The organism is Rufibacter roseolus, from assembly GCF_017916365.1.
In the GTDB taxonomy this organism is placed as follows: Bacteria; Bacteroidota; Bacteroidia; order Cytophagales; family Hymenobacteraceae; genus Nibribacter; species Nibribacter roseolus.
The window spans coordinates 1,006,310-1,031,736 of the sequence record NZ_JAFMSU010000002.1 but is presented as its reverse complement, the minus strand read 5'-3'; the positions used below and the strand labels follow the sequence as shown (position 1 = coordinate 1,031,736).

The window sequence follows — 25,427 nt, the reverse complement described above, 5'->3', positions numbered from 1 at the left end:
ATGGAAATCACGGATAAAAAAAGAATATTGATTGTAGATGATTCCTTCTACATGCGCACTATGTTGAAAAACATGCTGCTGGATGCTGGCTATGATGTGGTAGGAGAAGCCCCAGACGGCAAGACCGCCCTTCAGCTGGCCAAAGAAAAAATTCCGGACCTGGTTACCCTGGATGTGATCTTGCCAGACAACACTGGCCTTGATGTGTTGAAAGGCATTAAGCAGGACAACCCAGACATGAAAGTGGTAATTGTGAGTGCCGTAGGCCAGGAAGTTATCATGAACGAAGCCGCTGAATACGGGGCGCTTCATTACATCATTAAGCCATTCTCTGAGGACAAAGTCCTGGAAGCGTTGAACAATGCTTTCAAAGAAGACTAATCAATAATTTACATCATTCCGCCACGTCTCTTCCCGTGCAGCAAACACAACCTTCTAAAATCAGAGTTCTAATTGGGGATTCATCCGTCCGTTCAAGACTGGTGCTTTCCGGCATGATTGATGCCGAGCCCCGGCTGGAGGTGGTGGATACTGCCCGTTCTCAGGAGGAGTTGCTGCACAAGGCCTTCACGTATAAGCCGGACTTGATTGTTACGCATTACGGACTAACCATGAGCGGACGGGTACCTTTTTTCAAACCCGTTTATGGCGAAAAATTCTCGCTGCTTCTCATGGTTTCCCAGCAACTGGCCGAGCACACCTATACTATATCCACCAGCTGTGATATCAATGGCAAGCAGGTAAAAGCCTCTGAGGGTACCCAGGTATCCGCAAGGGAAAAGGCAAAAGAAGGCCTCATGGCCAAGCTGCGTGAATTGTTAGGGCAGGATTTCACCAGTTCACCCGCTTCAGTGCAGACTAAGTGGAAAGAGGCAGTGGAGTTGAGGCAGAGAAATAACCACCTTTTGGTGAAGATGGCGCCGCCCGTTAAATCGCCGCTTGCCATGGTGGTGATAGGGGCTTCTACCGGAGGGTCTGCGGCCATTGAGTACCTGATCAGGGATTTGGATGTTCAACAACCAGCCGTGGTACTGGTGGCGGTGCACATGCCGGAAAGATTCACGAGACGCCTGGCCCGGCGCTTGCAAAGGCTCACCCACTGGCGGGTAGAGGAAGGGTACGAAGGAATGCCACTCTCCGCCGGTACAGTGGTGATTGCCCCGGGCGGACAGAACATGCGGGTAAAAAGCAGGTCTCTGCAGCCCAACCAGTATTTTCTGGAGCTGGAGCCTTCCGCCGCCATGGACTCACCCTCCGTGGATATTTTAATGCATTCTGCGGCGCAGAGTGCCCAAACGCAGGTGCTGGGCATCATCATGACCGGTATGGGGCAGGATGGTACCATGGGTGCCCGCGAGATAGTGGACAGGGGCGGTATCGTGATTGCCCAGAACGAAGAAACCTCCACCATTTTCGGGATGGCCAAATCGGCTATTGAAAGTGGGGTGGTAAGTGGAGTTTTCCCCTTAGGGCAGATAAATTCCATTATTAGCCGGTTTGTCGCAAACCGTAGTATGAGCCACGTGCTTCAACAGAAATTGGTAGGATGAAGTCGAGAGATCAGGAATATAAAGAGATATTTATAGCCGAGGCTCTCGAGTATTATGATGCGCTGAACCGGCACATCAGTGATCTGGAGAAAAGCCCGGAAGACGAACAATTACTGGCAGAGGTGTTCAGGTTACTGCATAACCTCAAGGCCAACGCCAAAGCCATTGGTTATGAAACCATAGCTGATATTTCCCATAAACTGGAGACGGCTTTTGGGCTCATCCGTAACAAAGAGCTGATTTTCAGCGATGAGGTAGTGACCGTGCTTTTTGACGGCATTGACCTGTTGGGGGAGATGATCACCAATATTGATGGTACTAAGGAAGTGGAGCCAAGCCCTGCTTTGCTCCGGAACTTGGACATCATCATCAATTCGCAGGGGGAGAATACGTCTGAGCTGTCAAAGGTTCAGAAATACTATACGTCTAAAAACCTTTCGCTCTCAGACCTCATTTACATCCAGATCAAGAAGCTGGATCATCTGTTGAACCTGGTGGGCGAGTTGATCATTGACCGGGACCGGATCTTTTCCATCAGTAAAGAACTGGACCACGATGACCTTAAAAGCGTAAGCGCGCACCTGTACCGCATTACCGAGGAACTACAATACAGCGTCATGGATGCCCGCCTGGTAAATGTGGGCTCCCTGTTCAATAAGTTCCCCCGTATTGTGCGTGATATTGCGGTGGCTGAGAAAAAGGAGATTAACCTGGAGATTTCAGGGTCTGACATCCAGATTGACCGGAACATCCTGCAGATCATCACCGATTCGCTTTTGCACCTCATGCGGAACGCCATTTCGCACGGGATAGAAAAGGCCGATATTCGGAAAAAGGCCAAGAAAACGCCACAGGGTAACGTCACGCTTTCGGCGCAGAATGACCGCGACACGGTGATTTTGAAACTGATTGATGACGGAAAAGGCATTGACCAGCAGGAAGTAAGGCGGGCCATTGTGCAGCGGGGCTTCCTGTCTGCTGATGCCGCCGAGGACCTGCGCGACACCGAAGTGCTCTCGTACCTTTTTGAGCCGGGTTTCTCCCTGGCGAAGGAAGTGACCGAGGTTTCTGGTCGGGGCGTAGGTCTTGATGTGGTGAAAAACGCCATTGATTCCATTGGCGGCAGAATCAAGGTGGATTCCAAGAAAGGGGAAGGCACCACGTTCACGCTGTTTTTGCCTACCTCTATTGCGGTGAAAGGCGCATTGCTTTGCCAGGTGGAGGAGAATTTTTACGCTATTCCGCTTATGCACACAGACTCAGTGGTGGCACTGCCCACCAGCGAGCTGCATGAGGTGGGGGAGTTGCTGGTGGCCGACATCAACGGGGAGACCATTACCATTGTCTCTTTGCGGGAGTTGTTCAACAATGACATCACCCAGTACAGCGTAAAGAAAAACCAATTGGATGGTGATGCGCAGAACATCATCATTGTGACGTACAACAACCGGAAACTTGGCCTGATTGTAGACAAGCTGCTGCGGCAGCAGGACATCGTGATCAAGGCTTTGAGCAAACCGGTCAATACTATTGAGATTTACGCGGGGGTAACCCTTTTAGGATCGGGCAAGGTTTGCCTGGTCCTGGATGTGGCCGCCATTACGCGCTATTTTATTGCCAGGAGGTAACAGCCAATGGGTAACAACATTTTATAGCCTGATTCATGGAGCTTCAAGTAAATGAACTAGAGCGGGATATTATCAAAGAAATCCTGAACATAGGCCTGGCCAGGGCAGCGGATTCTTTTGCGGTGATCGCAAAGGACCGGGTTTTGTTGAAAGTGCCAGACCTACAGTTGATGGAGGCAGAAGAGCTTCTGAAGATTGTACGGGCCTATGAGAACTCGCATACCATTATTCAGTCAGATATCAAAGGGGAGCTCAATGGCTCTACCCTTATGCTGTTCTCTGAGCTGCACGTGGAGCAACTCTCTAAAGTATGCCTGGGCCTCACGGTGAAGGGAAGCGACCCGCTCACCGAGATGCAGGAATCTTTGCTCCTGGAGGTGAGTAACATTATCACCGGTGCCTTGGTGACCCAGCTGGCGAACATCCTCAAATCCAACATTTACGGCTCGCCGCCGGTAGCGCCCAAGCATGACATTGCGGAGTCACTGAAAGGTATTTTCACCGATCATCCTCTGTTTCAGCCCCTGGTGTTCACTGTAATCACTCAGTTTACAAACAATACCCAGATGGTGGAGTTGCCGCTGCTCCTGTTCTTTGATACCAATACTTTTATCAAGATCCTGGAGATTATTCGTTCCTATAACTTCCTCACGAAGTAAACCATACCATCTTTTTCCCCTAAGCGAATGAGCCGCCCCGTGCGGCTCATTCGCTTATACAAAGGCTTTTAGTTCCTTTTAAAGGTTGTTTTCAGAAAACCAGCCGCTAAACGGAAGAGCCTGCAAGCTTTCCAATCCAGTATCTTTTTTGTTGTTTTGCGCGTCTGAACAAATAACAGACTTAGATAATCGCTTATGGATGCTTTAGGAAGACATATCCTGGTGGAGTTTTACAACTGCTCGCCGGAGTTGATGAACGATGTGGTGCATATTGAAAACAGCATGGTGGCGGCCGCCGAAACCGCCGGGGCCACCGTCATCAACAGCACGTTCCACCATTTTTCTCCCTATGGCGTCTCCGGGGTAGTGGTGATCCAAGAAAGCCACCTTGCCATCCATACCTGGCCCGAGTACGGGTACGCCGCCGTGGACCTTTTCACCTGCGGTGACTCAGTGGATCCCTGGGTATCCTATAACTACCTTATTGAAGCATTTGAGGCCAGCCACGGCTCCTCCATGGAATGTTTGCGGGGACAGCAAAGCCTGCTGAAGCGCACCGACTTCAACGTGGAGGCCCGCGACTCCGGTCAGCCGGTTGCTACTATTCCGCGCATCACCCGCGATGTCTGGTTCACCGAGCGTGACGAGAACATCGCCCTTTCCTTAAAACACTCCGGCACCCAGCTCTACAAGAAACAATCGCCATACCAGAAAGTGGAGGTGTTTGAGACGCTGGCCTACGGCAATATGCTCACACTGGACGGCATGGTCATGTGCACCCAGAAAGACGAGTACGTGTACCATGAGATGATCACCCACGTGCCGGTCCTGAGCCACGGGAACGTGAAACGCGCCCTGGTGATCGGGGGCGGTGACGGTGGTACCGTGCGGGAGTTGCTGCGCCATGACAGCATTCAGGAAGTGGTGCTGGTGGAGATTGACGAATTGGTGATTGAGGCCTGCAAACTGCACCTGCCTGAAACAGCCAGTGCTTTTGGTCATCCAAGGTTGAAACTGCTGGTGGAAGATGGCATCAAATACATCCAAGATTGTGCTGATGCTGCTTTTGACCTGATTATAGTGGACTCCGCTGATCCGGTTGGTCCAGGAGAAGGACTCTTCACCGCCGAATTCTACAGCCAGGTGTACCGCTGCCTCACCTCTGAGGGCGTGATGATTACCCAAAGCGAGTCGCCTAGGTTCAACACCGAGGTATTCGTGGAGATCTATGATACCTACAAAGGCATCTTCGGGCAGGACAACGTGCACTGTTACCTGGCCGCCATCCCTACGTACCCCACCGGCACCTGGAGCTTCTCGTTCAGCTCAAAGGGCAGCGTACACCCTAAGAAATTCAACCAGGAGGTTGCGGCCGCCTTCTCCAGAGAGCAGGGGCTACGCTATTACAATGAAGACATCCATTTGGCGGCGTTTGCCTTACCTAATTTCGTAAAAGATTTACTTTCCTCTAAAGCCTAGTACTATGAGCATGAACATGCCCACCATGTGTGATTCCAAACACAAGAAGATTTCCGCTTTTGACCAGAATGGCGTAGGGGAAGTTGGCAGCGGCCTTTTCGGGCTTCCGTTCACCGAAGAAGAATCTGAGGTAGTGATTTTCCCCATTCCGTGGGAAGTGACCGTGTCCTACAACGCCGGTACCGCCGAAGGTCCGGCTGCCGTGCGCGATGCCTCCCCGCAACTGGACCTGTTTGACCCCGAGTTACCCAACGCCTGGCACCTGGGCATCCATATGCCGGCCGTGCCTGAGGATTGGGCCCAGGAAAGCCAGCGCTTGCGTGAGAAAACTGAGGCGTACATTGAGTTCCTGGAGAACGGCAGCAAAGGTGATGCGGCTATCCATGAAGCCACCATTGAGGAAGTGAACCGCCGGGGCCAGGACTTGTTGCAATGGTCCAAAAAAGAAACTCTGGCCTTGCTGGAGCAAAACAAACTGGTGGGAGTTCTGGGCGGAGACCACAGCACTCCGCTGGGTTTTATGCATGCTTTGGCTGAAAAGCACGAAGAATACGGCATTCTTCAAGTAGACGCCCACGCCGACCTGCGCGATGCCTACGAAGGATTCACCTACTCGCACGCCTCTATCATGTTCAATGCCCTGAAACTGCCGCAGGTGAAAAAACTGGTGCAGGTAGGCATTAGGGACCTGTGCCAGGCCGAGGCCGAACTGGTGGACCAAAGCAACGGACGCATCACCACCTTCTATGACAGCAAGATCAAAAGCAAGATGTACGAAGGCAACTCCTGGCGCAAGCAGTGCAAGAAAATCATCGCGCAGCTGCCGCAGAAGGTGTACATCAGCTTTGACATTGACGGGCTGGACCCTAAGCTGTGCCCCGGCACCGGTACCCCGGTTCCCGGCGGGTTTGAGTTTGAGGAAGCGGTCTACCTGATCAAGGCTCTGGTGAAATCCGGCCGTGAGATCATAGGGTTTGATCTGTGTGAAGTAGCCCCCGGTGACAGTGAGTGGAACGGGAACGTAGGCGCGCGCCTGCTTTACAAACTCTGCAACTGGATGGCCGTATCTCAGAAAAGATTAGAAGCTTCCTTATAAACGAACCACCTAAAACTATGGGATTCATCCTCAAGATTATCATCACGGGCATTGTGGCCCTGGTGCTGGCCCAGTTTTTCCCGGGCGTGACGATTGACGGTATCACCAGCGCCATACTGCTGGCTCTGGTACTAGCCATCCTGAACGCCGTGGTGCGGCCTATTCTGGTGTTCCTCACCATTCCCATCACGTTCATAACGCTGGGCCTGTTCCTGCTGGTGATCAACGCCATCATCATTTACCTGGCAGATTACCTGCTCACCGGGTTTGACATCAACGGCATCATCACGGCTATTCTGTTTAGTCTGGTGCTTTCCATTGTCACCGCCATTATAGACGCCATCTTGTAGGCTGCATCCTTTTTGCTAATGAATTTAGATAGTCCGGGAGTTTTTCCGGGCTATTTCTGTTTATTGACCCGGGTGCCGAAGGAAAAGAGGCGTTTTTGCCTTATTTTTGTCAAAACAATTAGAAAATGGGAGTAAGGGAAGCACGGGAAGCGCTGAAGCTATATTTTGGCTATGATCAGTTCAGACCGGGACAAGAGGATATCGTCACCAATGTACTGGAGAAGCGGGACACGGTAGTGCTCATGCCCACGGGCGGGGGTAAATCGGTCTGCTACCAGGTACCGGGGCTGGTTATGCCTGGCCTCAGTGTGGTGGTGTCTCCGTTGATTGCTCTCATGAAAGACCAGGTGGAGGCTTTGCTGGGCAACGGCGTGAATGCCGGATACCTGAACAGTTCCCAATCAGCCAAAGAGCAGCAGCTTATTGAGCAGCAGTGCTTTGACGGCCGCCTGAAAATGCTCTACGTTTCCCCGGAGAAACTCCTTTCCGCTGGGTTCTTTTCTTTTCTGAAGCGGTTGCAAATCAACCTGTTTGCCATTGACGAGGCGCACTGTATCTCGGCCTGGGGCCATGATTTCCGACCGGAGTACCTGCAGCTGAAGAACCTGAAACTGCAGTTCCCCGAGGTGCCCATCATTGCCCTCACTGCCACCGCGGACCGCCTGACCCAACGCGACATCCTCACGCAGCTGTACCTGCAGGACCCCAAGGTTTTCATCTCCTCCTTTGACCGGCCCAACATCTACCTGCAGGTGCAGCCCGGCCAGAAACGCATGGAAGCCATCCTTGATTTTCTGGAGGAGCGGCCTTTTCAGCCGGGCATTATCTATTGCCTTTCCCGGAAAGCCACCGAGTCTTTGGCGGCCAAACTGAAGGAGAAAGGCTACAACGCAGATTATTACCACGCCGGCCTCTCGGCCCGCGACCGGGAAAACGTGCAGGAGAAATTCCTGCAGGACAACATCCAGATCATGTGCGCCACCATTGCCTTCGGGATGGGGATTGACAAGTCCAACGTGCGCTGGGTAATCCACTACAACCTGCCCAAGAACCTGGAGAGCTACTACCAGGAAATAGGCCGCGGTGGCCGCGACGGTGCCCCCGCCGAAGCCCTGTTGTTCTACAGCCTGGCGGATGTCATGACCCTGCGTGATATTGTGACCCAGGGCGAGAGCAGCAAAGAGCAGGCTTTGTCTTTGGCCAAGCTGGACCGGATGCAGCAGTTCGCGGAAAGCACCAGTTGCCGCCGCAAGACGCTGATGCACTATTTTGGCGAGGAGTATTCCAAGGACTGCGGCAACTGCGACATCTGCGACAACCCGCCCACTTCGTTCAACGGCACCGAACTGGCCCAGAAGATTCTATCGGCGGTAGCCAGAACCAAAGAGACGGTGGCCTCGGCGCAGGTGGTGGACATTCTACGGGGTTCCCGCAACCAGCTTACGTTGACCAGAGGCTATGACCAGCTCAAAACCTTCGGGGCGGGGCGCGATGTACCTTCGCAGGACTGGCAGCGCTACATCCACCAATTGATCAATCAGGGAATCCTGGAGGTAGCCTATGATGAGCACGGCGCCTTGAAGTTGACCAACGCGAGCCAGGAGGTGCTTTTCAGGGGCAAAAAAGTGGAACTGGTGAAATTCCAGGCGCCGCTGCCCAAAGAGGAGAAAGAGAAACGCCAGAAGAAATCCAGGAGCGGGGTAGAGACGGCCTTGTTTGAGCACCTGCGGCAACTCCGGAAACAGCTGGCCAATGAACGCAACATTCCGCCTTACGTGGTCTTCACCGATAATACCCTGCAGGAGATTGTGGAGCAACGGCCCACCAACCGTCCGGCGTTCCTGGCTATCTCAGGGGTGGCGCAGGCCAAGTACGAGCAGTACGGCGAGATTTTCATCAACGCCATTCTAAGTTTCCTGGCCCAGCAGGCCGAGCAGCAGCAGGCCCGTTTGAAAGGAACCACGCACCTGGTGACCTATGAACTGCTGCGGCAAGGCAAAACGCCGGAGCAGATCTCCGAGCAAAGGCAGGTGCAGATCAATACGGTGTATTCGCACCTGGCCACGCTTTACCAGCAGGGCTATGACGTAGACCTGAAGCCATACCTCTCTGACTGGGAGTACAGCCGCGTACGCGAAGCCATCCTGCAGACAAAGCAGACCGCAGCCTTAAAACCTATCTTTGAGTACCTGGAAGGTGAAATTGATTACCTGAAAATACGTCTCGGAATTGGTCGGTTCAACAAAGAAGATAGCTGATTAAAAGCTAGATTTTTTTCCTTTTTAGGGAAAAAACCAAAGTTATGATTTAAGGTTGTTTTCCTGAAAACAGGCCAGAATTAGAATCCTTGCTGCTGTTCTGACGGAATGCGTACGACGTTACAGTGTAACGTCGCTACAGGGTAATATATAGCGTCGTAGCACTGCTACGACGTCATTCGGCAGGATGAAAGGGCACTACGCTACCTTCCCAAATACAGAAAACATAACTACTACAAAAGAAGAAAGGCCCGGCTATTAGCCGGGCCTTTCTTTGGGGGATACTATGGGTATTACCTATGAAAAAACTATTTTAAAGCGATTGGATCTGGGGTGCCGTCTGGGTCGCTGGTCACCAGGCCTTGGGCGTTTACCTTGCCTCCGGTGAGCGCCAGGATACCGGCTACGTGCGGGGCGGCGTAAGAGGTACCGTTTCCGGTGGTATAGCCGCTGCCTTTCCAGGTGGTCAGGATGTTGGTACCCGGTGCTGCATATTTAACCGAAGCCCCGAAGTTAGAGGTAGGGTTGAACTTGCCGTAAGAATCCATGTTGGAGACCACAAATACGTTTGGTGCAATCACGCGGGCTGGAGAATCTACCTTGCAGTCAATGTAGCTGTTTCCGGAGGCGATGGCGATAAAGATACCGCGGGCGGCGGTTTTCTTAACCAAGTCATCCAGCATGGTGGAGGCAGCTACGCGCAGGCTCATATTCACCACATCGCCGGGCTTGCCGTACTGGTACACGTGGTTCAGGGCAGAGTAAATGCGGGTAAGGGTACCGTATCCGGTGTTGTCAAATACGCGGAGGGCCACGATGGTGGCATTGGCGGCCACGCCTACCACGCCTTCGTTGTTGTTTTTGGCGCCAATGATTCCGGCAACGCCGGTACCGTGTCCGTAACCATCCTCAAAAGAAGCATCGCCGGAGATAAATGACTTGCTGCGGGTTTTGTCCACGTTCAGGTCTGGGTGACTGGACTGCACGCCTGAGTCAATAACCCAAACGGTTTTGCCGGTGCCATCACCGTACCCCACGCGGGAAACACCCCATGGAATGGTTTGGGTAGAAGTAGTAGTGGAGGTGGTGGTGGTGGTAGAAGTGGTTCCGGTGGATTTGCCCAGCATGATGGCTTGCTCAGGCTCAATATACGCTACGTTTTGGTCTTCTTTCAGGAGGTTTATCTCCTCTTTGGAAAAAGCGCCTGAAAAACCGTTTACCGCACCCTGGAATATCTCGCGGGCTCTGGTGGTTTCCAATCCGTTCCGGCCTAAAACTTTTTCGCGCAGCTGGGAGGCAGAGAGGGAAGAACCGTTTTTCAGGATCACAATGAACTTACCGGCTACGGCTTTGGAGGTTGCGGTGGGTTCAACGGGCACCTTGGCCGTTTCTTCCATTAATTCATCTTGTTGGCAACCAGACATTGAAAACACGGAGGCCAGTGCAAAAAAGGACACTGCTTTCTTAAACGTAGTTGAATTCATACACTTTTGGTTAGTAAAAATTACGCATAGAGATGAGCTAAGTAAAACACCTTCAATGTTGTGAATACTGATGCATTTTTTCAAATGTAGTAAATAATCCAATTAGTATCCAAAACGATAAATAAATAAAAGCTTGATATTAAATACTTTATATATATTAATATAGTGCTTTGTAAAGGTAAAATCTAGTCTTTATTCCCTTGAGAATTAATGATTTGGGCTTTGCCATCTTGTGTTTTGCAGAAGAATAGCCAAATGAAAAAAAACAGATGCCAAAAATTTTAGTTGTTTGCTAAAGAATTAGTACTTTTACTTTATTAAACATTCAACGGACCTTCCTATGCTTAGCACGAACCTAAAATATCTTAGAAAGCAGCTTAACCTCACCCAAGTACAACTTGCGGAGAAGCTGGAGATTAAACGGTCCTTGATTGGTGCCTATGAAGAAGGGCGGGCCGAGCCTAAATTGGCCACTTTAGTGAAAATGGCGCAGGTGTTCAACTTATCAGTAGATGAGTTGATCAACCCGGACCTGCCCAACGTCTCTAAAAACGGTTCTTCTAAGCGCAACGCCAACGTAAAGGTGCTTTCCATCACCGTGGATGCCCAGGACCGCGAGAATATTGAACTGGTGCCTTACAAAGCCAGTGCTGGTTACCTCAATGGCTACTCAGACCCAGAGTTCATGGAGGAACTTCCCAAGTTCCGCTTGCCTATGATCCAGAGCCCCGGCACCTACCGGGCGTTTGAGATAAAAGGAGACTCCATGTTGCCTATCCCATCGGGTACGGTGATTGTGGGGCGTTACGTAGAGCAGTGGCAGGAAATAAAAGACGGTACTCCTTGTATTGTGGTGAGCCTGCAGGAAGGGATTGTGTTCAAGCGCATTTACCACCAGCAGAAGCAAACGGCGCTTCGCCTGCACTCAGACAACCCGAGCTACGAACCTTACGATGTGTCTCTGGATGATATTGTGGAACTGTGGGAAGCCAAGGCCTACATCAGCACCACTTTCCCGATGGCTGAGATCTCCCTGGACAAACTGACTTCCCTGGTGCTTGACCTGCAGCAGGAGGTGAAGAAATTGAAGACCACTAAGTAATTTCAAGGCAATTTTTTATCAGGGTCCGTTTAGAAGCTGTTTTTCAGAAATCGGCTTCTAAACGGACCCTTTTTTTATATAGTAAACCCATAATAAACCTCCGGAGCCTGGGTACGTATTTACGAAGGAACATCAAGACCTTTTCCCATGATCAAAGTGATTCCTGCCTTAGATAGACACCATGCCTCCCACGGATGGCTTGATTCTTACTTTCTGTTTTCCTTTTCAGACTACTATGATATGAACAATGTGCAGTGGGGGCCTTTGCGGGTCTTCAATGACGATTACATCAAAGGGAACAGCGGGTTCCCAGAGCATCCGCACTCTGAAATGGAGATCGTGACCATTGTGCTGGAAGGGGAGGTAACCCATAAAGACAGTCTGGGCAACAACACCGTGATCAGGGCCGGGGAAGTGCAGCGCATGACCACGGGTACCGGCGTGCGCCATTCAGAGCACAACAGTTCAGACAAAGATCTCCACCTGTATCAACTGTGGTTCTTCCCCAACAAGAAAGGGCTTGCCCCCAGCTATGAGCAAAAGGCCATTGATTTCACCGATGAGAAAAACGAGCTGGTGCCCCTGGTAACTGGACAGAAAGTGTTGGAAGACGTGGTGTACATCAACTCCAATTCCACCATCTATTACGCCAACCTCAAAGAAGGAAAGGAAATCGACTTCAAGACTTTCCCCATCCGGAAGGGATTCATCTACGTGACCACCGGAGAACTGTTCGTGAACGGGGTACAGGTGCAGAAAAATGACCAGGTAAGATCTGCCGACGTGGACGCCCTCCGGATAAAAGCCACCGCAGACAGTACTTTCATCCTTATTGACTTACCGGGCGTAGAGGCAAACTACTAATAGAATTCAATATAAACGAACAGCAAAGGCGCTCAGAAAATGAGCGCCTTTGCTGTTTATAGACACTCACCAAGGTTGCTTTCCAAAGATTGATAGTAGTTTATCCTGTTCAATATACTTTTTGTTTTTGGCTGGCTTTTGCAAAAATAGTCTCTAAAATGGATGGCAATGAACAGGAAGGTAGAACCATCTTTATGCTCATTACCTTATATCCGTATTTCACGTAAGAAGGCATGCCAGCACCAATGATCTGGTTGCCTGCTGTAGCCTTCTTTCTATGCAACATAACCGATACGGCTTCTTTTTATCTTTTCTTTTTCTATTGCTCCTGGCCAGCCCAAAAGAGGGAAAGGCCTATGGTGTGTTAACGCACCAGGCCATTATTGATGTGGCGTGGGAGCCTTCCATTGTGCCCATCTTAAAGAAACGGTTTCCCGGGGTTACAGAGGAAAATTTGCGAAAAGCCCACGCCCATGCCTACGGTGGGGCCATTATCCAGGACATGGGGTATTACCCTTTCGGGAACACCTTTTTCACTGACCTAACCCACTATGTACGCAGCGGTGATTTTATCATTGCCCTGCTGGAAGAGGCGCATACCCTAGAGGAATACGCCTTCGCCTTAGGCGCCCTGGCCCATTACTACGCCGATAACTATGGTCATCCCATAGGCACGAACCGGTCCGTGCCGCTGGTGTACCCCGAGATGAAGGCGCAGTATGGCAATTCCGTTACCTATGAGGAAAACCCTGTCGCGCACATAAAAATGGAGTTTGGCTTTGATGTTCTGCAGGTGGCCAGGGGAAATTACGCTCCAGAAGCCTACCATGATTTCATCGGGTTTGAAGTAAGTCAGGAGTCCCTGGAGCGGGCTTTCAAAAAAACTTACGGATTGGAGTTGAGCAGCTTGTTTGTAAGCCTGAAGCTTACCATCGGGACCTTTAGGAGGTCGGTGAGCACTTTGATTCCTAGCCTTACAAAAGCCGCCTGGAACCTGAAGGAATCAGATATCAGAGCCAGCAAACCAAGCGTTACCCGTAAGCAGTATTTGTACCGCATCAGGAAAACAGATTATCACCAGCGCTGGGGCCGGGAATACCAAGAACCCAATCTGTTTCAGAAGTTCCTGAGTTGGCTCCTGCGGATGCTGCCCAAAATTGGGCCTAACCGCACTTTCGCTTTCAAGCCGCCTACCCCAGAGGCCGAGAAGTTTTTCATGGAGAGTTTCAATGCTACCTCTAAACACTACAGCCAGGGGTTGCAGAACTTACCTATAACAACTTCCACACTCCTTAACACAGACCTTGACACCGGAGACCGCAGTGCCGTTGGCAAATACGGAAAAGCCGACAAAACCTACGCTGAATGGCTCAGGAAACTGGATAAGGAAGGCTTTGCCTCCCTAAGACCAGAATTGAAACAAAACCTATTAGCCTTCTATGCCAAAGCCAAGAATCCTCAGACCTCGGATAAAAAAGCAATAGAGGAATGGGAACAAACCCAGGAGTTGTTGGCTAAACTAAAAGGTCAACAAGTGAATTGATAAAAGAGGTGAATTTATACTATTTGTATTGAAATATAAATGGTGGTTAAATGGCTTCTTTACCTGCTTTTATTTATAATAAATTAAAAATGGATAAATGTTAAATGGGGTTGTTTATGTTGATTTATAATTCAATATTGTGATTGATAATTTGCGGTTATTTAGATATAAAAGAATTTGTTTGGCTTAGCAATAGCTTGTATAAAAATTAAAACCTCGTAAAGTATTGCTTATTAATCTCTTGGTATATAGTAATAAATATTTATATGTGGTTAATAGCCACATGAGTATTTAACCTGAATGGTAATAAATACTTTAAAAATGTAAAAATTTGTACGTGTTAAATTCCGTATTTAAATTGTAAAACATAGGCGCTTAATTAATTGTCTAAGCCCGTATAATCTTACTTGTTAACTTTTTAAAATTTAATAAGGTAGGATTATGAAGAAGAAATGGATTTCATTCCTGATGGCTCCCGTGTTTGTAGCGGGGGTGTCCCTGGCATCCTCTTGCGATGATGACGATGACAGCGACACTTCAGGAACAACAACAGGTACTACCAACGGAACCACCTCAGGTTCTACCACTACCGGCACTACGACGGGCACGACAACGGGTACCACTACAGGAACCACCACTGGCACCACTACCGGTTCAACCGGAACAACAAGCACTACTTCAGGAACCACAGGAACTACTACTGGTACTACCGGAACTACAAGCGGTACAACCACAGGTACCACCTCAGGTACCACTACCGGCAGCACTGGTACTACCAGCGGAACCACAGGTACCACCACCGGAACCACAGGTACCACCACTGGAACAACAGGTACTACTACCGGAACCACCACGGGTACTACTACCGGAACCACCACGGGAACTACTACCGGAACCACAACGGGAACTACCACGGGCACCACTACTGGTACTACCTGATTCAATTGCTGTTTTTTCTCTGGACGATTTACTCATGCTAAGCAGAGGTAAATAGTAACCCATAGGTAGAATAGTGGTTGAGTCCTCTTTGGTTAATACCTTACCCGCATTCTCATTGATAAGGAGGATGCGGGTAAGATCCGTGCTTTTCTATTCATAGACCTTCCCGGTTGGTACTTTAAACTCGTATATCTATAAGGATAAGCGTTCAAATGTAAATTGGGAAGGATCATGAAAAAGAAATGGATTTCATTCCTGATTGCCCCCGTTTTTGTAGCTGGTGTGTCTTTGGCACCTTCATGCGACAATGACGACGACGATTCTTCAGGAACAACAACAGGTACTACCACTGGAACTACCACTACAGGCACAACCACCGGTACTACCACAGCCACGACCACAGGTTCAACTACCAGTACAACCTATACTACTAGTACCACCTGATTTATTTGGTTCTTAACTTCAGAGGCAGAACAGAAGAGGCAGCCACCCACATTTCTGCCTCTTCTGTTTTAGAATACTGGAAAGATTCCTATTGTAAGTTGATGGCTACAGTCTCCTGGTTACAATTCCTCCAGATTTTCTTCTTCCAGAGGCTGGGCATTGAGCAGAGGCTGAGCCTCAAATAAGCTGGTGGCCACGTTAGGGGCATTTTGCAGCCATTGCGTTTCCATGGTCTTGCTGGTGCGGGCGCCCAGTTTTTTAAGTAATTCCACTTTCTTCAGCAGGTTTCCGTTGCCTTCAGACAGTTTGTTCATGGCGGCGTGGTACTTCTGCTGGCTCCTGTCCAAGTTCACCCCAATGTCTTTCAGGTCTTCCAGGAAATTGGCGAATTTATCGTAGAGTTTGCCGCTTTCCTCCGCTATGCGCAGTACGTTGCGCTTCTGGTTTTCCTGTTTCCAGACACTGGCCACGGTGCGCAGGGTGGCCAATAAGGTAGAGGTGGTTACAAACACGATGTTGCGGTCAAGGGCCTCCAGGAAAAGGTCGCGGTCCTGCTGAATGGCCAGGTTAAAGGCCGGCTCAATAGGAATGTACATCAGCACAAAGTCAGGTGACTGGATGCCGTGCAGGTGTTGGTAGTTTTTGCGGCCCAGATCAGTGAAGTGGGTGCGGAGTGCCTGGATGTGGCTCTTCAGGTGCAGTTGCTGCTGGATTTCATCCTCGCAGTTGCAGTACGCATCATAGGCGACCAGACTCACCTTGGAGTCAATGATGAGGTGTTTGTTGTCAGGCAGGTCAATGATCACATCAGGGCGGAAGATCTTGGATTCATCGTGCTGCAGCACCTGCTCGCGGCGGTAATGGACATCGCGCTCCAGGCCAGATTTTTCCAGTAGGTTTTCCAAGAGGTATTCGCCCCAGTTTCCCTGGGCTTTCTTTTCACCCCGCAGGGCTTTGGTCAAGTTGATGGTATCCTGGCTCATCTGTTGGTTCAGGCTGGCCATGTAGGTGATCTGTTCTTTGAGCGAGGTGCTGTCTTTCAGCGTTTTCTCATAGGTTTCCTCCACCTTGTGCTCAAATTCCTTGATGCGTTCCTTCAAAGGAGACAAAACCTGCTCCAGGTTCTCGGCAGAGGCTTTCCTGAAATGTTCGGCGTTAGTCACCAGTACCTGATTTGAAACCTGCGTGAATTGTTGCATGAAGGTTTCGCGCAGGTGCGCCAGCTCGGCCCTTTCATCAGAGAGTTTCTGTTTCAGGTGGTAGATGTCGTTCTCGGCCCGAGTTACCTCGGCGTGCAGTTCCATCACCTTGCTGTTCTCCCGGCGCAACTGCTCCTGCAGCTTTTGCATCTCGGCCTGGGCGGCCTCCTGCTGTTTAAGGGCAAAGACGCGGTCGGCTTCCTGGTTCTGCAGGGTGGTTTTCAGCGCAGAAAGTTTCCCCTGGACCAGGAAATAGGTAATGATGCCGCCTACAACAAAGGTGAGCAGAGAGAGGGTTATATCCATAGGAGTGAAGGGTAAGTCAGCAGAATCAACACCTAAAGATATGACAATAGTGCCCAAGCCTAAAATTTTTCGCAATTAGTAATAGGGTTAGCAAGCGTTTTGGCTGTCTTTAAAGAAACAGCAGAAGATTTTCTCTTTTTAAGCTGTAATAGAGTGGTTACTTCCGGGCGTTTCCGGTATTAACGAATGTACCGGTTCCTCTTCCTGTGACTAGAAGGTTTTGTGCGTATGACACGCCAAAGTTGCTTCCCCACAGGGAGAGGGAACTGGTTTCTTGGAGGAAAGTGATATATTTTCCGGAACCGGGGATTTTAGCACAACTTTTGCCGTTACCAACGTAAGGCAGAACACTTAACGCTAAAGTCGAAAATTATTGAATGAACGTGTTACTATTCAAAAGAGGAGGAATAAAGCATTTTATCCGGCGCAAGCTGTGGGAACCCATGCTCAATCTGGTGAAGCAAGGCATTACCCCGCACCAGCTTGCGTTGACCATTACCTTGGGCGCCGGGTTTGGCATGGTTCCTTTTCTGGGGCTGACCACCGTTCTGTGTACTTTCTGGGCTATCAGGTTCCGGCTCAACGTGGCTTTTACTATTTTCATTGGCTACGTCATGCAACCGGTGCAGCTGGCTTTGTATGTGCCATTCGTGGATCTGGGTCAGTCTATTTTCCCGGTAACGCCCATTCCTTTCTCTCTGGAAAAACTCACCACCATGTTCCAGGCAGATTGGGTTACTGCCCTGCAGCAGCTCTGGATTGCGAACCTGGTAGGTATTCTGGCCTGGCTTCTTTGCTTTATTCCCTTCGGGCTGGCCATGTATTTCTCTAGCCGCACGGTATTGCACCGCTTGCTGCCGGTACGGCAGGTGGCGTAGCATTTAGCGCCTGTTTTCTGCCAATCGGGCTTTAATCATTTTGCTTTCCGCTTACCTATAAGCACCTGGCTTTTCAATGGAAGGCTGGTGGTTTATACCCTATTTCAGCTCCGGGCTTTTTCATCAGGAACACCGGGGCTTTCTGTGCGTACGCTTTACCAAGGCTAAATCCCTGTCCGGAGGAAAATTCCTCTTCTTTCTCCGGCAGGGGCCATCGTTCCATAAAAAGCAAGGTCATGAGCGCTATTCCGCACGAAAAAGTACTTGATAACTCCCTCAATCTTCTGCTGGAAGGCTTCCCGTTCATTCATAACCGGGTGAAGCGCTTCAACTCCAACATCTTCAAGACCAGGATCATGTTCCAGAACGTGATCTGCCTCCACGGTGAGGAAGCCGCCAAGGTGTTCTATGACCCGGATAAGTTCATGCGGTATCAGGCCATCCCAAACCGCATCCAGCGGACGCTGATGGGCAAAGATGCCATCCAGACCATGGACGAGGAAGGGCATCTGCACCGCAAAGCCATGTTCATGTCTCTGATGACACCTGACAGCCTGTATAAGCTCAACCGACTTCTGACGCAGCAATGGCAGGCGGCCATTCACCGGTGGGAGCACATGGAAGAGGTAGTTTTGTTTGAGGAAACTCAGGACCTGCTTTGCCGCGTGGCCTGCGCCTGGACCGGCGTTCCGTTGATTCAGGAGGATGTGCGGCGCCGGGCCAGCGATTTTGCCGCCATGGTAGATGCCTTCGGGGCGGTTGGTCCCCGGCATATGCGCGGCAGAATAGCCCGTAAAAGGGCCGAGGCCTGGATAGAAGACGTCATCGAAAGAATCAGGAACGGGAAACTGAAGGTACCGGAAAATTCACCGGCCCATGTCATTGCCTTCCACCGTGATATTGAAGACAAACCCCTGGACGTGCACATGGCGGCCGTGGAGTTGATCAACCTGTTACGGCCTATTGTGGCTATTGCCTGGTACATCACCTTTGGTGCGGTGGCGCTGCATGAGCACCCGGTGACACGCCGCAAAATCGCCGAGGGCGAAGAAGGCTACGTGGAAATGTTTGTGCAGGAGGTGCGCCGGTATTATCCTTTCGGGCCGTTTTTGGGAAATCTGGTCAAAAAGGATTTCACCTGGGGTGGACACAAGTTCAAGAAAGGCACCCTGGTCTTCCTGGATATCTACGGCACCCTGCATGATGAGCAGATCTGGGAAAACCCCGATGAGTTCTACCCGTACCGGTTCCGCGATTGGGACGGAAGTGCGTTTAACCTCATCCCTCAGGGCGGAGGCGACCATTTCACGGGCCACCGCTGTGCCGGCGAATGGGTGACCATTGAGGCCATGAAAGTGTCCATGGTTTTCCTCTCCAGGTACATGGAGTACGAGGTGCCGCCCCAGGACCTGAGCTTCAGCCTGGAGCGCATGCCCACCTACCCCAACAGCAAGTTCATCATGCACAACGTAAGCGCCGTAGAACATGCCGAGGAGGGAGATGTGAACCGGCTTTCCAAGTGCCCCTTCCACCACGTGTAGATTGCCCGTACATATTTACCCGAAGAGCTCCTGCCGCCCTCCTGGCAGGAGCTCTTTGTTTTAAGCTAGTTTTAGCTAAATCAGCATTGAAACGGCTCGCCCTTAAACCTGAACCAAGGACTTCCCGGCTTGCCCTTATGGCCCATTTTCTTATGATAGATTTGCCCTCCCTGATTATAGGCTGGTCACTTAAGAAAAACTTCTAATCCTTTACAGGTAGATTTCTCCACCTCCATTTTTCCTTTTCACTGGTTTCCGACCTGAAATTGTTTTTAGACTATTTTCCAGAAGGAAGGGCCAAAACTAATTTTTCAATTGGCATAGGGTAAAGGCAAGCGTGCTCTGTCTTAATCTTACAAGTCTTAGAAAGGAGAGTGTGGATCTTTGCTTCAACTGAACTTGCAGGGAATGAGAGGTAAAAGGCTAGAGAAAAGATATTTATAAGAAGTTTTGGTTTTCTACACCCAAAGCTTCTGCCAAGTTGAAATCACCGGTGCTAAGCTACTTCCTGGGTAGCGTGTGAGAGCGGAAAAGTGTACAGTATTTATCCTTAACAGAAACCAAATGCAATTGCAGAAAACCATTTTGTCAAAGCCGGTTCCAATGATCGGGGTGTTGGGAGGGACGCTCCTGGCCATTCACTACTTTTTACACCTGGCGTACGGGGTGGAAACCGGCAAAATCCTCTGGGATGACATGGGCAGTCCGTTAGGTGTTATTGACGGGTCTCTGTTCACGGCTGCCTTTGCCACCATTGACCTGACCCTGATTGCGCTGGCCATGGCCTATTACCGGCAGTTGAACGGGCTTAAGTTTGGCGTGCTGTTCTTCGGGATTGTGGCGCTCCTGGGGGCCATGACCGGTTTTGTGGCCGTTACTTTCTGGCACATGATCCCGTACGTGATGCCCATAGCCTGCCTTACCATGTTCATCAGCGCCATTCTGCTGGGCATTGCCACCTTGAAGGCGCGCCTGCTGCCCACCTGGGTTCAGTTCGGTCTCATGGCTTTTGGGTTGTTCACCGCGCCACTGGGTTTCGCACTGCCCAAAGTACTTTCAATGCTGCCTACCTATGCCTCCTTTGAGATGCACTTCCTACCATCGGGCTTACTGTGGATAGCCATGGGCTTGGCAATGGCCCTCCAGCGCCGGAAACAGATTCAGGCCATCAAAGACTATTATGCGCCAGCCTACCAGGAACCAGCCACCAGAATATCGCAATCTTAACTAGCCTCGGGCGCAGATGCTTTTATAGGCGCAGTATTGGCAGGTTTCCAGGTCATTGGTTTTCCTGATGGGTTCCTCGGGGTTGAGCATGTGTCGCACCAGGTCCTTGAGCAGGCGCTCAGAGGTCTCCATGAAATCGGCGGGCTCGCCTAAGGCATCCACAAACGGGAGTTCTGAGGTGAGCACCCCGGCACCCAGGTTCCGGAACGAGATAATGCCCGCCTCGAAATCATAGCTGGCTTTGGGCAGGTTCAGGACTTTGCTTTCCAGCAAACTGCCTTTCTGAATCTCTTTGGCGAGAATGTAGCGGTAGAGCCAAAGCTGGCGTACTTTGTCCAGGTGCCGGTCATGCAGGAGGGTGCTTTCCAGGTCCTCGTGGTTTACTTTGAGATTGCGGGCCTCCACTTTACCCGTCTTATAGTCAATTACGCGCAGGGTGTGGCCACTGAGGTCAATGCGGTCGGCCTTCCCGGCGATGCGCACGGGCACTTTCTCTCCCGATGGGAGTTTCACCTCCAGCTCGGTAAGAAGGGTTTCTTCCAGTTGCAGGATGTAGAGCGGCAGTTCCTCAGAGTCCCGGAGGCCTTCCAGGTAGCGGGTGAGCAACTGTACGGCCACCTGGTACAGGATCAGGTTCATGCCCTGTTCGGGCAGGTTGCCCAGTGTCCCGCGCTTGAATTCCAGTTGCACTTTCTTGGGCAGACCCGCCAGCATCTGGTTTACATCGGCTACTTCAATGGGCCGCGCCTCCTCGGCAAAGGGCCGGAAATAATCCTCCAGCACCTGGTGCACAATCGTCCCGAAGGTATCGGCGCCCACCAGTTCGTCTATCTCGTCTACTTCCTCCAGCTTGGCGATGCGGCTGAAATAATACTGCAAAGAGCAGTTCACGTACTGGTTCAGGTGCGAAGGGTAGAGGCCGCGTTTGAGCTGCTCTTTTAGTTTCTCCAGCACTTCGCCGTCTTTCTGGATGATGATGTCCGGCTCATACTCCTTCGTGTCCAGCTGTTCCACCACGGCCGTCATCTCCCGGAAGGTGATGTTGGGGTTGCGCGGTGCCAAATCATGCTGCAGCTGCAGGATAAAGCGGCTCCGTTCGCCCGACCCGTAGGTGTCTGATGGCAGCACGTACAGCAGGTTTACGCGTTTGGCCCGCTGCAACAAACGGTAGAAGTAATAAGAGGTAATGCTCTCTTGTTCAGCGTAGGTAGGCAACCCGAAGGTACGCAGCACATCATACGGAAAAAGCGAATGCTGCTTCTTGGGCTGAGGCAGCACGTTCTCGTTTACGCTCAGGATGATAAGGTTCTCAAAATCCAGGGCGCGGGTCTCCAGCATCCCCATCACCTGCGTGGGCGAGATGGGTTCGCCGCTGAACGGGAGCTTGGTATTGCCGATCTGCTCATACAGGAACTTCTTGAAACTGCGCACCGAGATCTTGTGCTCGCGGCAGTCAAACAAGGTGTCCAGGCGCTTGACAATGGTGTAGAGAATAAAGAGGTACTCGGTCTCAATGGGATTTTCAGACTCCACGCGGTAAATGCGACCCAGCGCGTCCACCAGATGATAAAGCGAGTCAATGAGATCGTTGCAGTCGTTCCAGGTCCGGAAGAGGGTGATGAACATGGGATGCTCGCGGCCCAGCCGAATGATCTCCTCAGCGGTGAGCAGCACGCTGTTGCGGGCCACCATCTCGTTCAGAACGTGCTGGAAAAGGTCCAGGTCCACCTCGCGCTCCGCGATGCTGTTCAGGTACTGTTCATAACGCCGCAGGAACGGGTGCTGCAGCAGTTTGGTGACCGCCAGGTGATGGTAGCGGTTCACCTTGTAGCCGGTATCGGTGGGCTGCACCACGCCCGTGAGGTGTACCTCGAAGAGCAGGTCTATGAGGTTGAACAGCGGCGTGCCTTTGAAGGACAAACCCATGGTTACGTTGTAATCGGTGACTTCGTCTGAGATGGAGTGCAGCACGGGCAGGAGCAGGGTCTCATCGGGCATCACAATCGCGATCTCGGCGGTGGGGTCCTGCTGACGGATCTCGCGGAGCAGCTGGCCAGCAATCTTGCCCTGCATGCTGGCGTTGGCCACCCCGATGGCGTTGATCTCCTTGGTATCAGTTAAGAGGAGGTTCTGCTGCCAGTTCCACTCAGGAAGCGGCCATTTGGCTTTATAGCGTTTCAGGAAATGACCGGCGCGTTTCTCAGCCTCCGGACTCATGTAGTAGTCATCGGAGTCGAAGAAAACCTCGGCTTTGCCGGCTTCCAGCAGCGTCTGGATAATCTTCTGCTCGGCTTTGGAGAGCGCGTTCAAGCCCACGAAGATGTACCGGAAACAACCTTTCTCACTTCTAGCAATGTCTTTGATGCGGTCGGCTACCATCCTGAAAGCCATGCCAGTATAGGCCTGTTTGTCTTTTTTTAGTTTATCCTGCAGGGCATGGTAGGTGCGTTCCAGGTTGCTCCAGAGCTGGAAGTACTGCTTCACGTTGGCCGTGGGCACGCTGCTGCCCGGCTTGGCCGGGTCCCAGCGCTCCAGCGCCTTGGCCTCGCTCACGTATTCAAACACCTCGTGGGCGTTGACCAGCTCCATGTCCATGCGCGAGAAATCCTCTAGCAGGGTGGCGCTCCAGCCCACGAACTGGTCAAAGTCCAGGTGCGGGTCAAAGCGCAGCATAAGGTCATACAGATCCAGTTGCAGGTGCAGTGGCTCCAGCACCTCCACGTTGGCCATATTGCAGACAAACTCCTCCATAGAGTAAATCTGCGGCGACCAGATACCGGTAGGGGCAGCCTGGGCCAAAGCGTTTTTGAAGTACAACGTGGCACGGCGGGTGGGAAGCACGATGCACAGCTCGCTCAGTTGATCGGTGTAGGTCTGGTAAATATGTTCAGCGGTTTGCCGCAGGAAAGATTGCATGGAGCGGGGCAGTATCTGGTCTGGATAAAGAAGCAAGATACGACGTTTTCAGCCCGAATTTCTCAAAACAAGCCAGAAACATGGCCGCGGGTACCTCATCAGGATAAATACTAATGCCGATGGTGGATTGAAACCGAATGCACTCGTAAAAGGCAAGGGAACAAGGAAGCTAAGACTATGAGCCGATTCGCCATTTCAGATATTCACGGATGTTGCAAGACCTTCAGGTACATGGTGGAGAAAGAACTGAAACTGCAGAAAACTGATACCCTTTACCTCCTGGGCGATTATATTGACCGCGGCCCCGATTCCAAAGGCGTCATTGACTTCATTCTGGATCTGCGGGAAGACGGCTACCAGGTCATTACCCTCTGCGGAAACCACGAAGACATGATGCTGGACGCCCGCAAAGATCCGGAGTACCCCGAGGATTGGTTGTATAACGGAGGCGTACAGACCTTGAAAAGCTTCGATACGCTCTCGCTTGAAGCAATCCCCGAGAAGTACTGGACCTTTTTGAATGAACTGCAGATGTATGTGGAGCTGGACGATTACCTGCTGGTACACGCCGGATTTGACTTCTCCCATGATTATCCGTTTGATGACACCTATTCCATGCTCTGGATCCGGGACTTTGAACCTGATCTCAAGATGATGGGAGGGAGACGCATTGTGCACGGGCATACACCCACTTATTTAACCGAGATTGCGGCCTCAGTTAAAAAGCCGGCTCCTGATGTCATCAACATTGACGGCGGCTGCGTCTTCACCTCCCGCTTAGGTTACCTTACGGCCCTCAACCTGGACACCCTGGAACTGCACGCCCTGAAGAACCGGGAAGACGCAGACACCTTCGCCTAAGCGCTTATCTTCGTTTCAGTGCCTTTATTCCAAAAACACGCTTGAAACAGTTTTCAGGCAAATTCCAGAACCATTAAATCAGTAAACTGGAAAGCTGTGCCCGCCCAGAATCCGTAAAATGACTTTTACCACTAATTCGCAGGTTATGAGTCGTTACGCCATTTCAGACATCCACGGATGCCTTAAAACTTTCCGGTATCTGGTGGAAGAGGTGATCAAGCTAAAGTACCGGGACCGGCTCTATTTGCTGGGCGACTACATTGACCGGGGGCCGGATTCCAAAGGCGTGCTGGACTACATCATGAAACTGCAGGACAACTTCCGGGTGCAAGCGCTCTGCGGAAACCACGAGGACATGGCCATGAAAGCCCGCGACAATTCTATTTACCATACCTCCTGGATGTTCAACGGCGGAAAAGAGGCCCTGAAGAGTTTCCGGGCCCAGAAGATTGAGGACATTAGGCCTGTGTACTGGGAGTTCATGACCCAGCTGGAGCTCTACATTGAACTTGACGATTACCTGCTGGTCCATGCCGGCTACAACTTCTCCATCGCAGACCCCGCCTCTGACCGGCACACCTTGCTCTGGTCCCGCGATTTTGAAGTAGACAAACGCAAACTTGGCAACCGGAAAATCGTTCACGGCCATACACCCATCACCCTGGACCAAATGAAAGCTTCCCTAGTAAAACCCGTCCCTGATGTGATCAACATTGACGGCGGCTGCGTCTTCAAAGGCAGAATGGGCTACCTCACCGCTCTAAACCTGGATACCCTGGAACTGCACACCGTGGCAAATAGGGAGGATTGAAGGGTTTGTTGGAAGTCGTTGAAATTGCGGTGGTAAACGTAGGAGACAAGGCATAGCCTGATCTCTACCATTTTTGCAAATGTTGGAATGCATGGATCGGCAGGTGTGAACATCCTCCTTCACCTCCTTGAAAAGGTGGGAATTTCAGGAAAGAAAGAAGGGCAGGTGATAGTAGCGGATTAGCTTAAAGCAGACTAAAACCAGGTTTTGAGGCTAGCGCCTCACGGCAGTTGCAAACTGCCTGTCATTGTAGGTCCAAGTCACAGACTAGAACCATGGTAAGTGGAGAGCA

The 25,427-nt window shown here is 51.1% G+C and carries 21 protein-coding genes; 18 read left to right on the top strand and 3 right to left on the bottom strand.

The window, feature by feature from the left end:
- The 8 genes from J3P35_RS13260 (at position 1) to recQ (ending at position 9,020) form a co-directional block, all read left to right on the top strand.
- Positions 1-381: a response regulator gene (locus tag J3P35_RS13260; protein WP_149091069.1), complete on the top strand. Its 381-nt coding sequence runs from the start codon at positions 1-3 to the stop codon at positions 379-381.
- 35 nt (positions 382-416) lie between these two features.
- Positions 417-1,550 (top strand): chemotaxis protein CheB, encoded by a 1,134-nt coding sequence (locus J3P35_RS22215; protein ID WP_210465060.1) that lies wholly within the window; start codon positions 417-419, stop codon positions 1,548-1,550.
- Positions 1,547-3,178, top strand: a complete 1,632-nt coding sequence (locus J3P35_RS13250) for a chemotaxis protein CheA (protein WP_210465059.1) — start codon at positions 1,547-1,549, stop codon at positions 3,176-3,178. Before J3P35_RS22215 ends, J3P35_RS13250 begins: the two co-directional genes overlap by 4 nt.
- A 35-nt stretch (positions 3,179-3,213) precedes the next feature.
- On the top strand, positions 3,214-3,837 hold the full coding sequence (locus J3P35_RS13245; protein WP_210465058.1) for a chemotaxis protein CheC: 624 nt from the start codon (positions 3,214-3,216) through the stop codon (positions 3,835-3,837).
- A 195-nt stretch (positions 3,838-4,032) separates the two neighbouring features.
- Positions 4,033-5,316 carry a polyamine aminopropyltransferase gene (speE, locus tag J3P35_RS13240; protein WP_210465057.1) on the top strand — a complete coding sequence of 428 codons (1,284 nt, stop codon included), beginning with the start codon at positions 4,033-4,035 and terminating at the stop codon, positions 5,314-5,316.
- 4 nt (positions 5,317-5,320) lie between these two features.
- Positions 5,321-6,412, top strand: coding sequence for an agmatinase family protein (locus J3P35_RS13235; RefSeq protein WP_246850209.1), 1,092 nt, complete (start codon positions 5,321-5,323; stop codon positions 6,410-6,412).
- 17 nt (positions 6,413-6,429) lie between these two features.
- Positions 6,430-6,762 (top strand): phage holin family protein, encoded by a 333-nt coding sequence (locus J3P35_RS13230; RefSeq protein WP_210465056.1) that lies wholly within the window; start codon positions 6,430-6,432, stop codon positions 6,760-6,762.
- 125 nt (positions 6,763-6,887) lie between these two features.
- On the top strand, positions 6,888-9,020 hold the full coding sequence (recQ, locus tag J3P35_RS13225; protein WP_210465055.1) for a DNA helicase RecQ: 2,133 nt from the start codon (positions 6,888-6,890) through the stop codon (positions 9,018-9,020).
- 308 nt (positions 9,021-9,328) lie between these two features.
- Here the strand turns inward: recQ and J3P35_RS13220 are convergent, their stop codons facing one another.
- Positions 9,329-10,504, bottom strand: a complete 1,176-nt coding sequence (locus J3P35_RS13220) for a S8 family serine peptidase (protein WP_246850208.1) — start codon at positions 10,502-10,504, stop codon at positions 9,329-9,331.
- Between the two features lie 340 nt (positions 10,505-10,844).
- Here J3P35_RS13220 and J3P35_RS13215 point away from each other — a divergent pair, with 340 nt between their 5' ends.
- The 5 genes from J3P35_RS13215 to J3P35_RS13195 all read left to right on the top strand — a co-directional run bounded on the left by J3P35_RS13215 (position 10,845) and on the right by J3P35_RS13195 (position 15,396).
- Positions 10,845-11,606, top strand: a complete 762-nt coding sequence (locus J3P35_RS13215) for a LexA family transcriptional regulator (protein ID WP_210465054.1) — start codon at positions 10,845-10,847, stop codon at positions 11,604-11,606.
- Between the two features lie 147 nt (positions 11,607-11,753).
- Complete coding sequence (locus tag J3P35_RS13210; protein WP_210465053.1) at positions 11,754-12,470, top strand: pirin family protein; 717 nt, start codon at positions 11,754-11,756, stop codon at positions 12,468-12,470.
- Between the two features lie 361 nt (positions 12,471-12,831).
- Positions 12,832-14,013, top strand: a complete 1,182-nt coding sequence (locus J3P35_RS13205) for a zinc dependent phospholipase C family protein (protein WP_210465052.1) — start codon at positions 12,832-12,834, stop codon at positions 14,011-14,013.
- 441 nt (positions 14,014-14,454) lie between these two features.
- Positions 14,455-14,952: a hypothetical protein gene (locus J3P35_RS13200; RefSeq protein WP_210465051.1), complete on the top strand. Its 498-nt coding sequence runs from the start codon at positions 14,455-14,457 to the stop codon at positions 14,950-14,952.
- A gap of 231 nt (positions 14,953-15,183) precedes the next feature.
- Entirely contained in the window at positions 15,184-15,396 is a 213-nt protein-coding gene (locus J3P35_RS13195) for a hypothetical protein (protein ID WP_210465050.1), read from the top strand.
- A 119-nt stretch (positions 15,397-15,515) separates the two neighbouring features.
- On the opposite strand, the gene rmuC is transcribed toward J3P35_RS13195, so the two are convergent.
- Entirely contained in the window at positions 15,516-16,901 is a 1,386-nt protein-coding gene (gene rmuC, locus J3P35_RS13190; RefSeq protein WP_210465049.1) for a DNA recombination protein RmuC, read from the bottom strand.
- A 377-nt stretch (positions 16,902-17,278) separates the two neighbouring features.
- On the opposite strand from rmuC, the gene J3P35_RS13185 reads away from it, so the two are divergent.
- From J3P35_RS13185 to J3P35_RS13175, 3 genes are all read left to right on the top strand, one after another.
- Positions 17,279-17,779: a DUF2062 domain-containing protein gene (locus J3P35_RS13185; protein ID WP_210465048.1), complete on the top strand. Its 501-nt coding sequence runs from the start codon at positions 17,279-17,281 to the stop codon at positions 17,777-17,779.
- A 236-nt stretch (positions 17,780-18,015) separates the two neighbouring features.
- Positions 18,016-19,320, top strand: coding sequence for a cytochrome P450 (locus J3P35_RS13180; RefSeq protein WP_210465047.1), 1,305 nt, complete (start codon positions 18,016-18,018; stop codon positions 19,318-19,320).
- A gap of 564 nt (positions 19,321-19,884) precedes the next feature.
- Positions 19,885-20,547 (top strand): hypothetical protein, encoded by a 663-nt coding sequence (locus tag J3P35_RS13175; RefSeq protein ID WP_210465046.1) that lies wholly within the window; start codon positions 19,885-19,887, stop codon positions 20,545-20,547.
- Here the strand turns inward: J3P35_RS13175 and J3P35_RS13170 are convergent, their stop codons facing one another.
- Positions 20,548-23,499 (bottom strand): PD-(D/E)XK nuclease family protein, encoded by a 2,952-nt coding sequence (locus J3P35_RS13170; protein ID WP_246850205.1) that lies wholly within the window; start codon positions 23,497-23,499, stop codon positions 20,548-20,550.
- A 141-nt stretch (positions 23,500-23,640) separates the two neighbouring features.
- On the opposite strand from J3P35_RS13170, the gene J3P35_RS13165 reads away from it, so the two are divergent.
- Positions 23,641-24,324 (top strand): metallophosphoesterase family protein, encoded by a 684-nt coding sequence (locus tag J3P35_RS13165; RefSeq protein WP_210465045.1) that lies wholly within the window; start codon positions 23,641-23,643, stop codon positions 24,322-24,324.
- A gap of 145 nt (positions 24,325-24,469) precedes the next feature.
- On the top strand, positions 24,470-25,135 hold the full coding sequence (locus J3P35_RS13160; protein WP_210465044.1) for a metallophosphoesterase family protein: 666 nt from the start codon (positions 24,470-24,472) through the stop codon (positions 25,133-25,135).
- Positions 25,136-25,427: the final 292 nt, after the last annotated feature.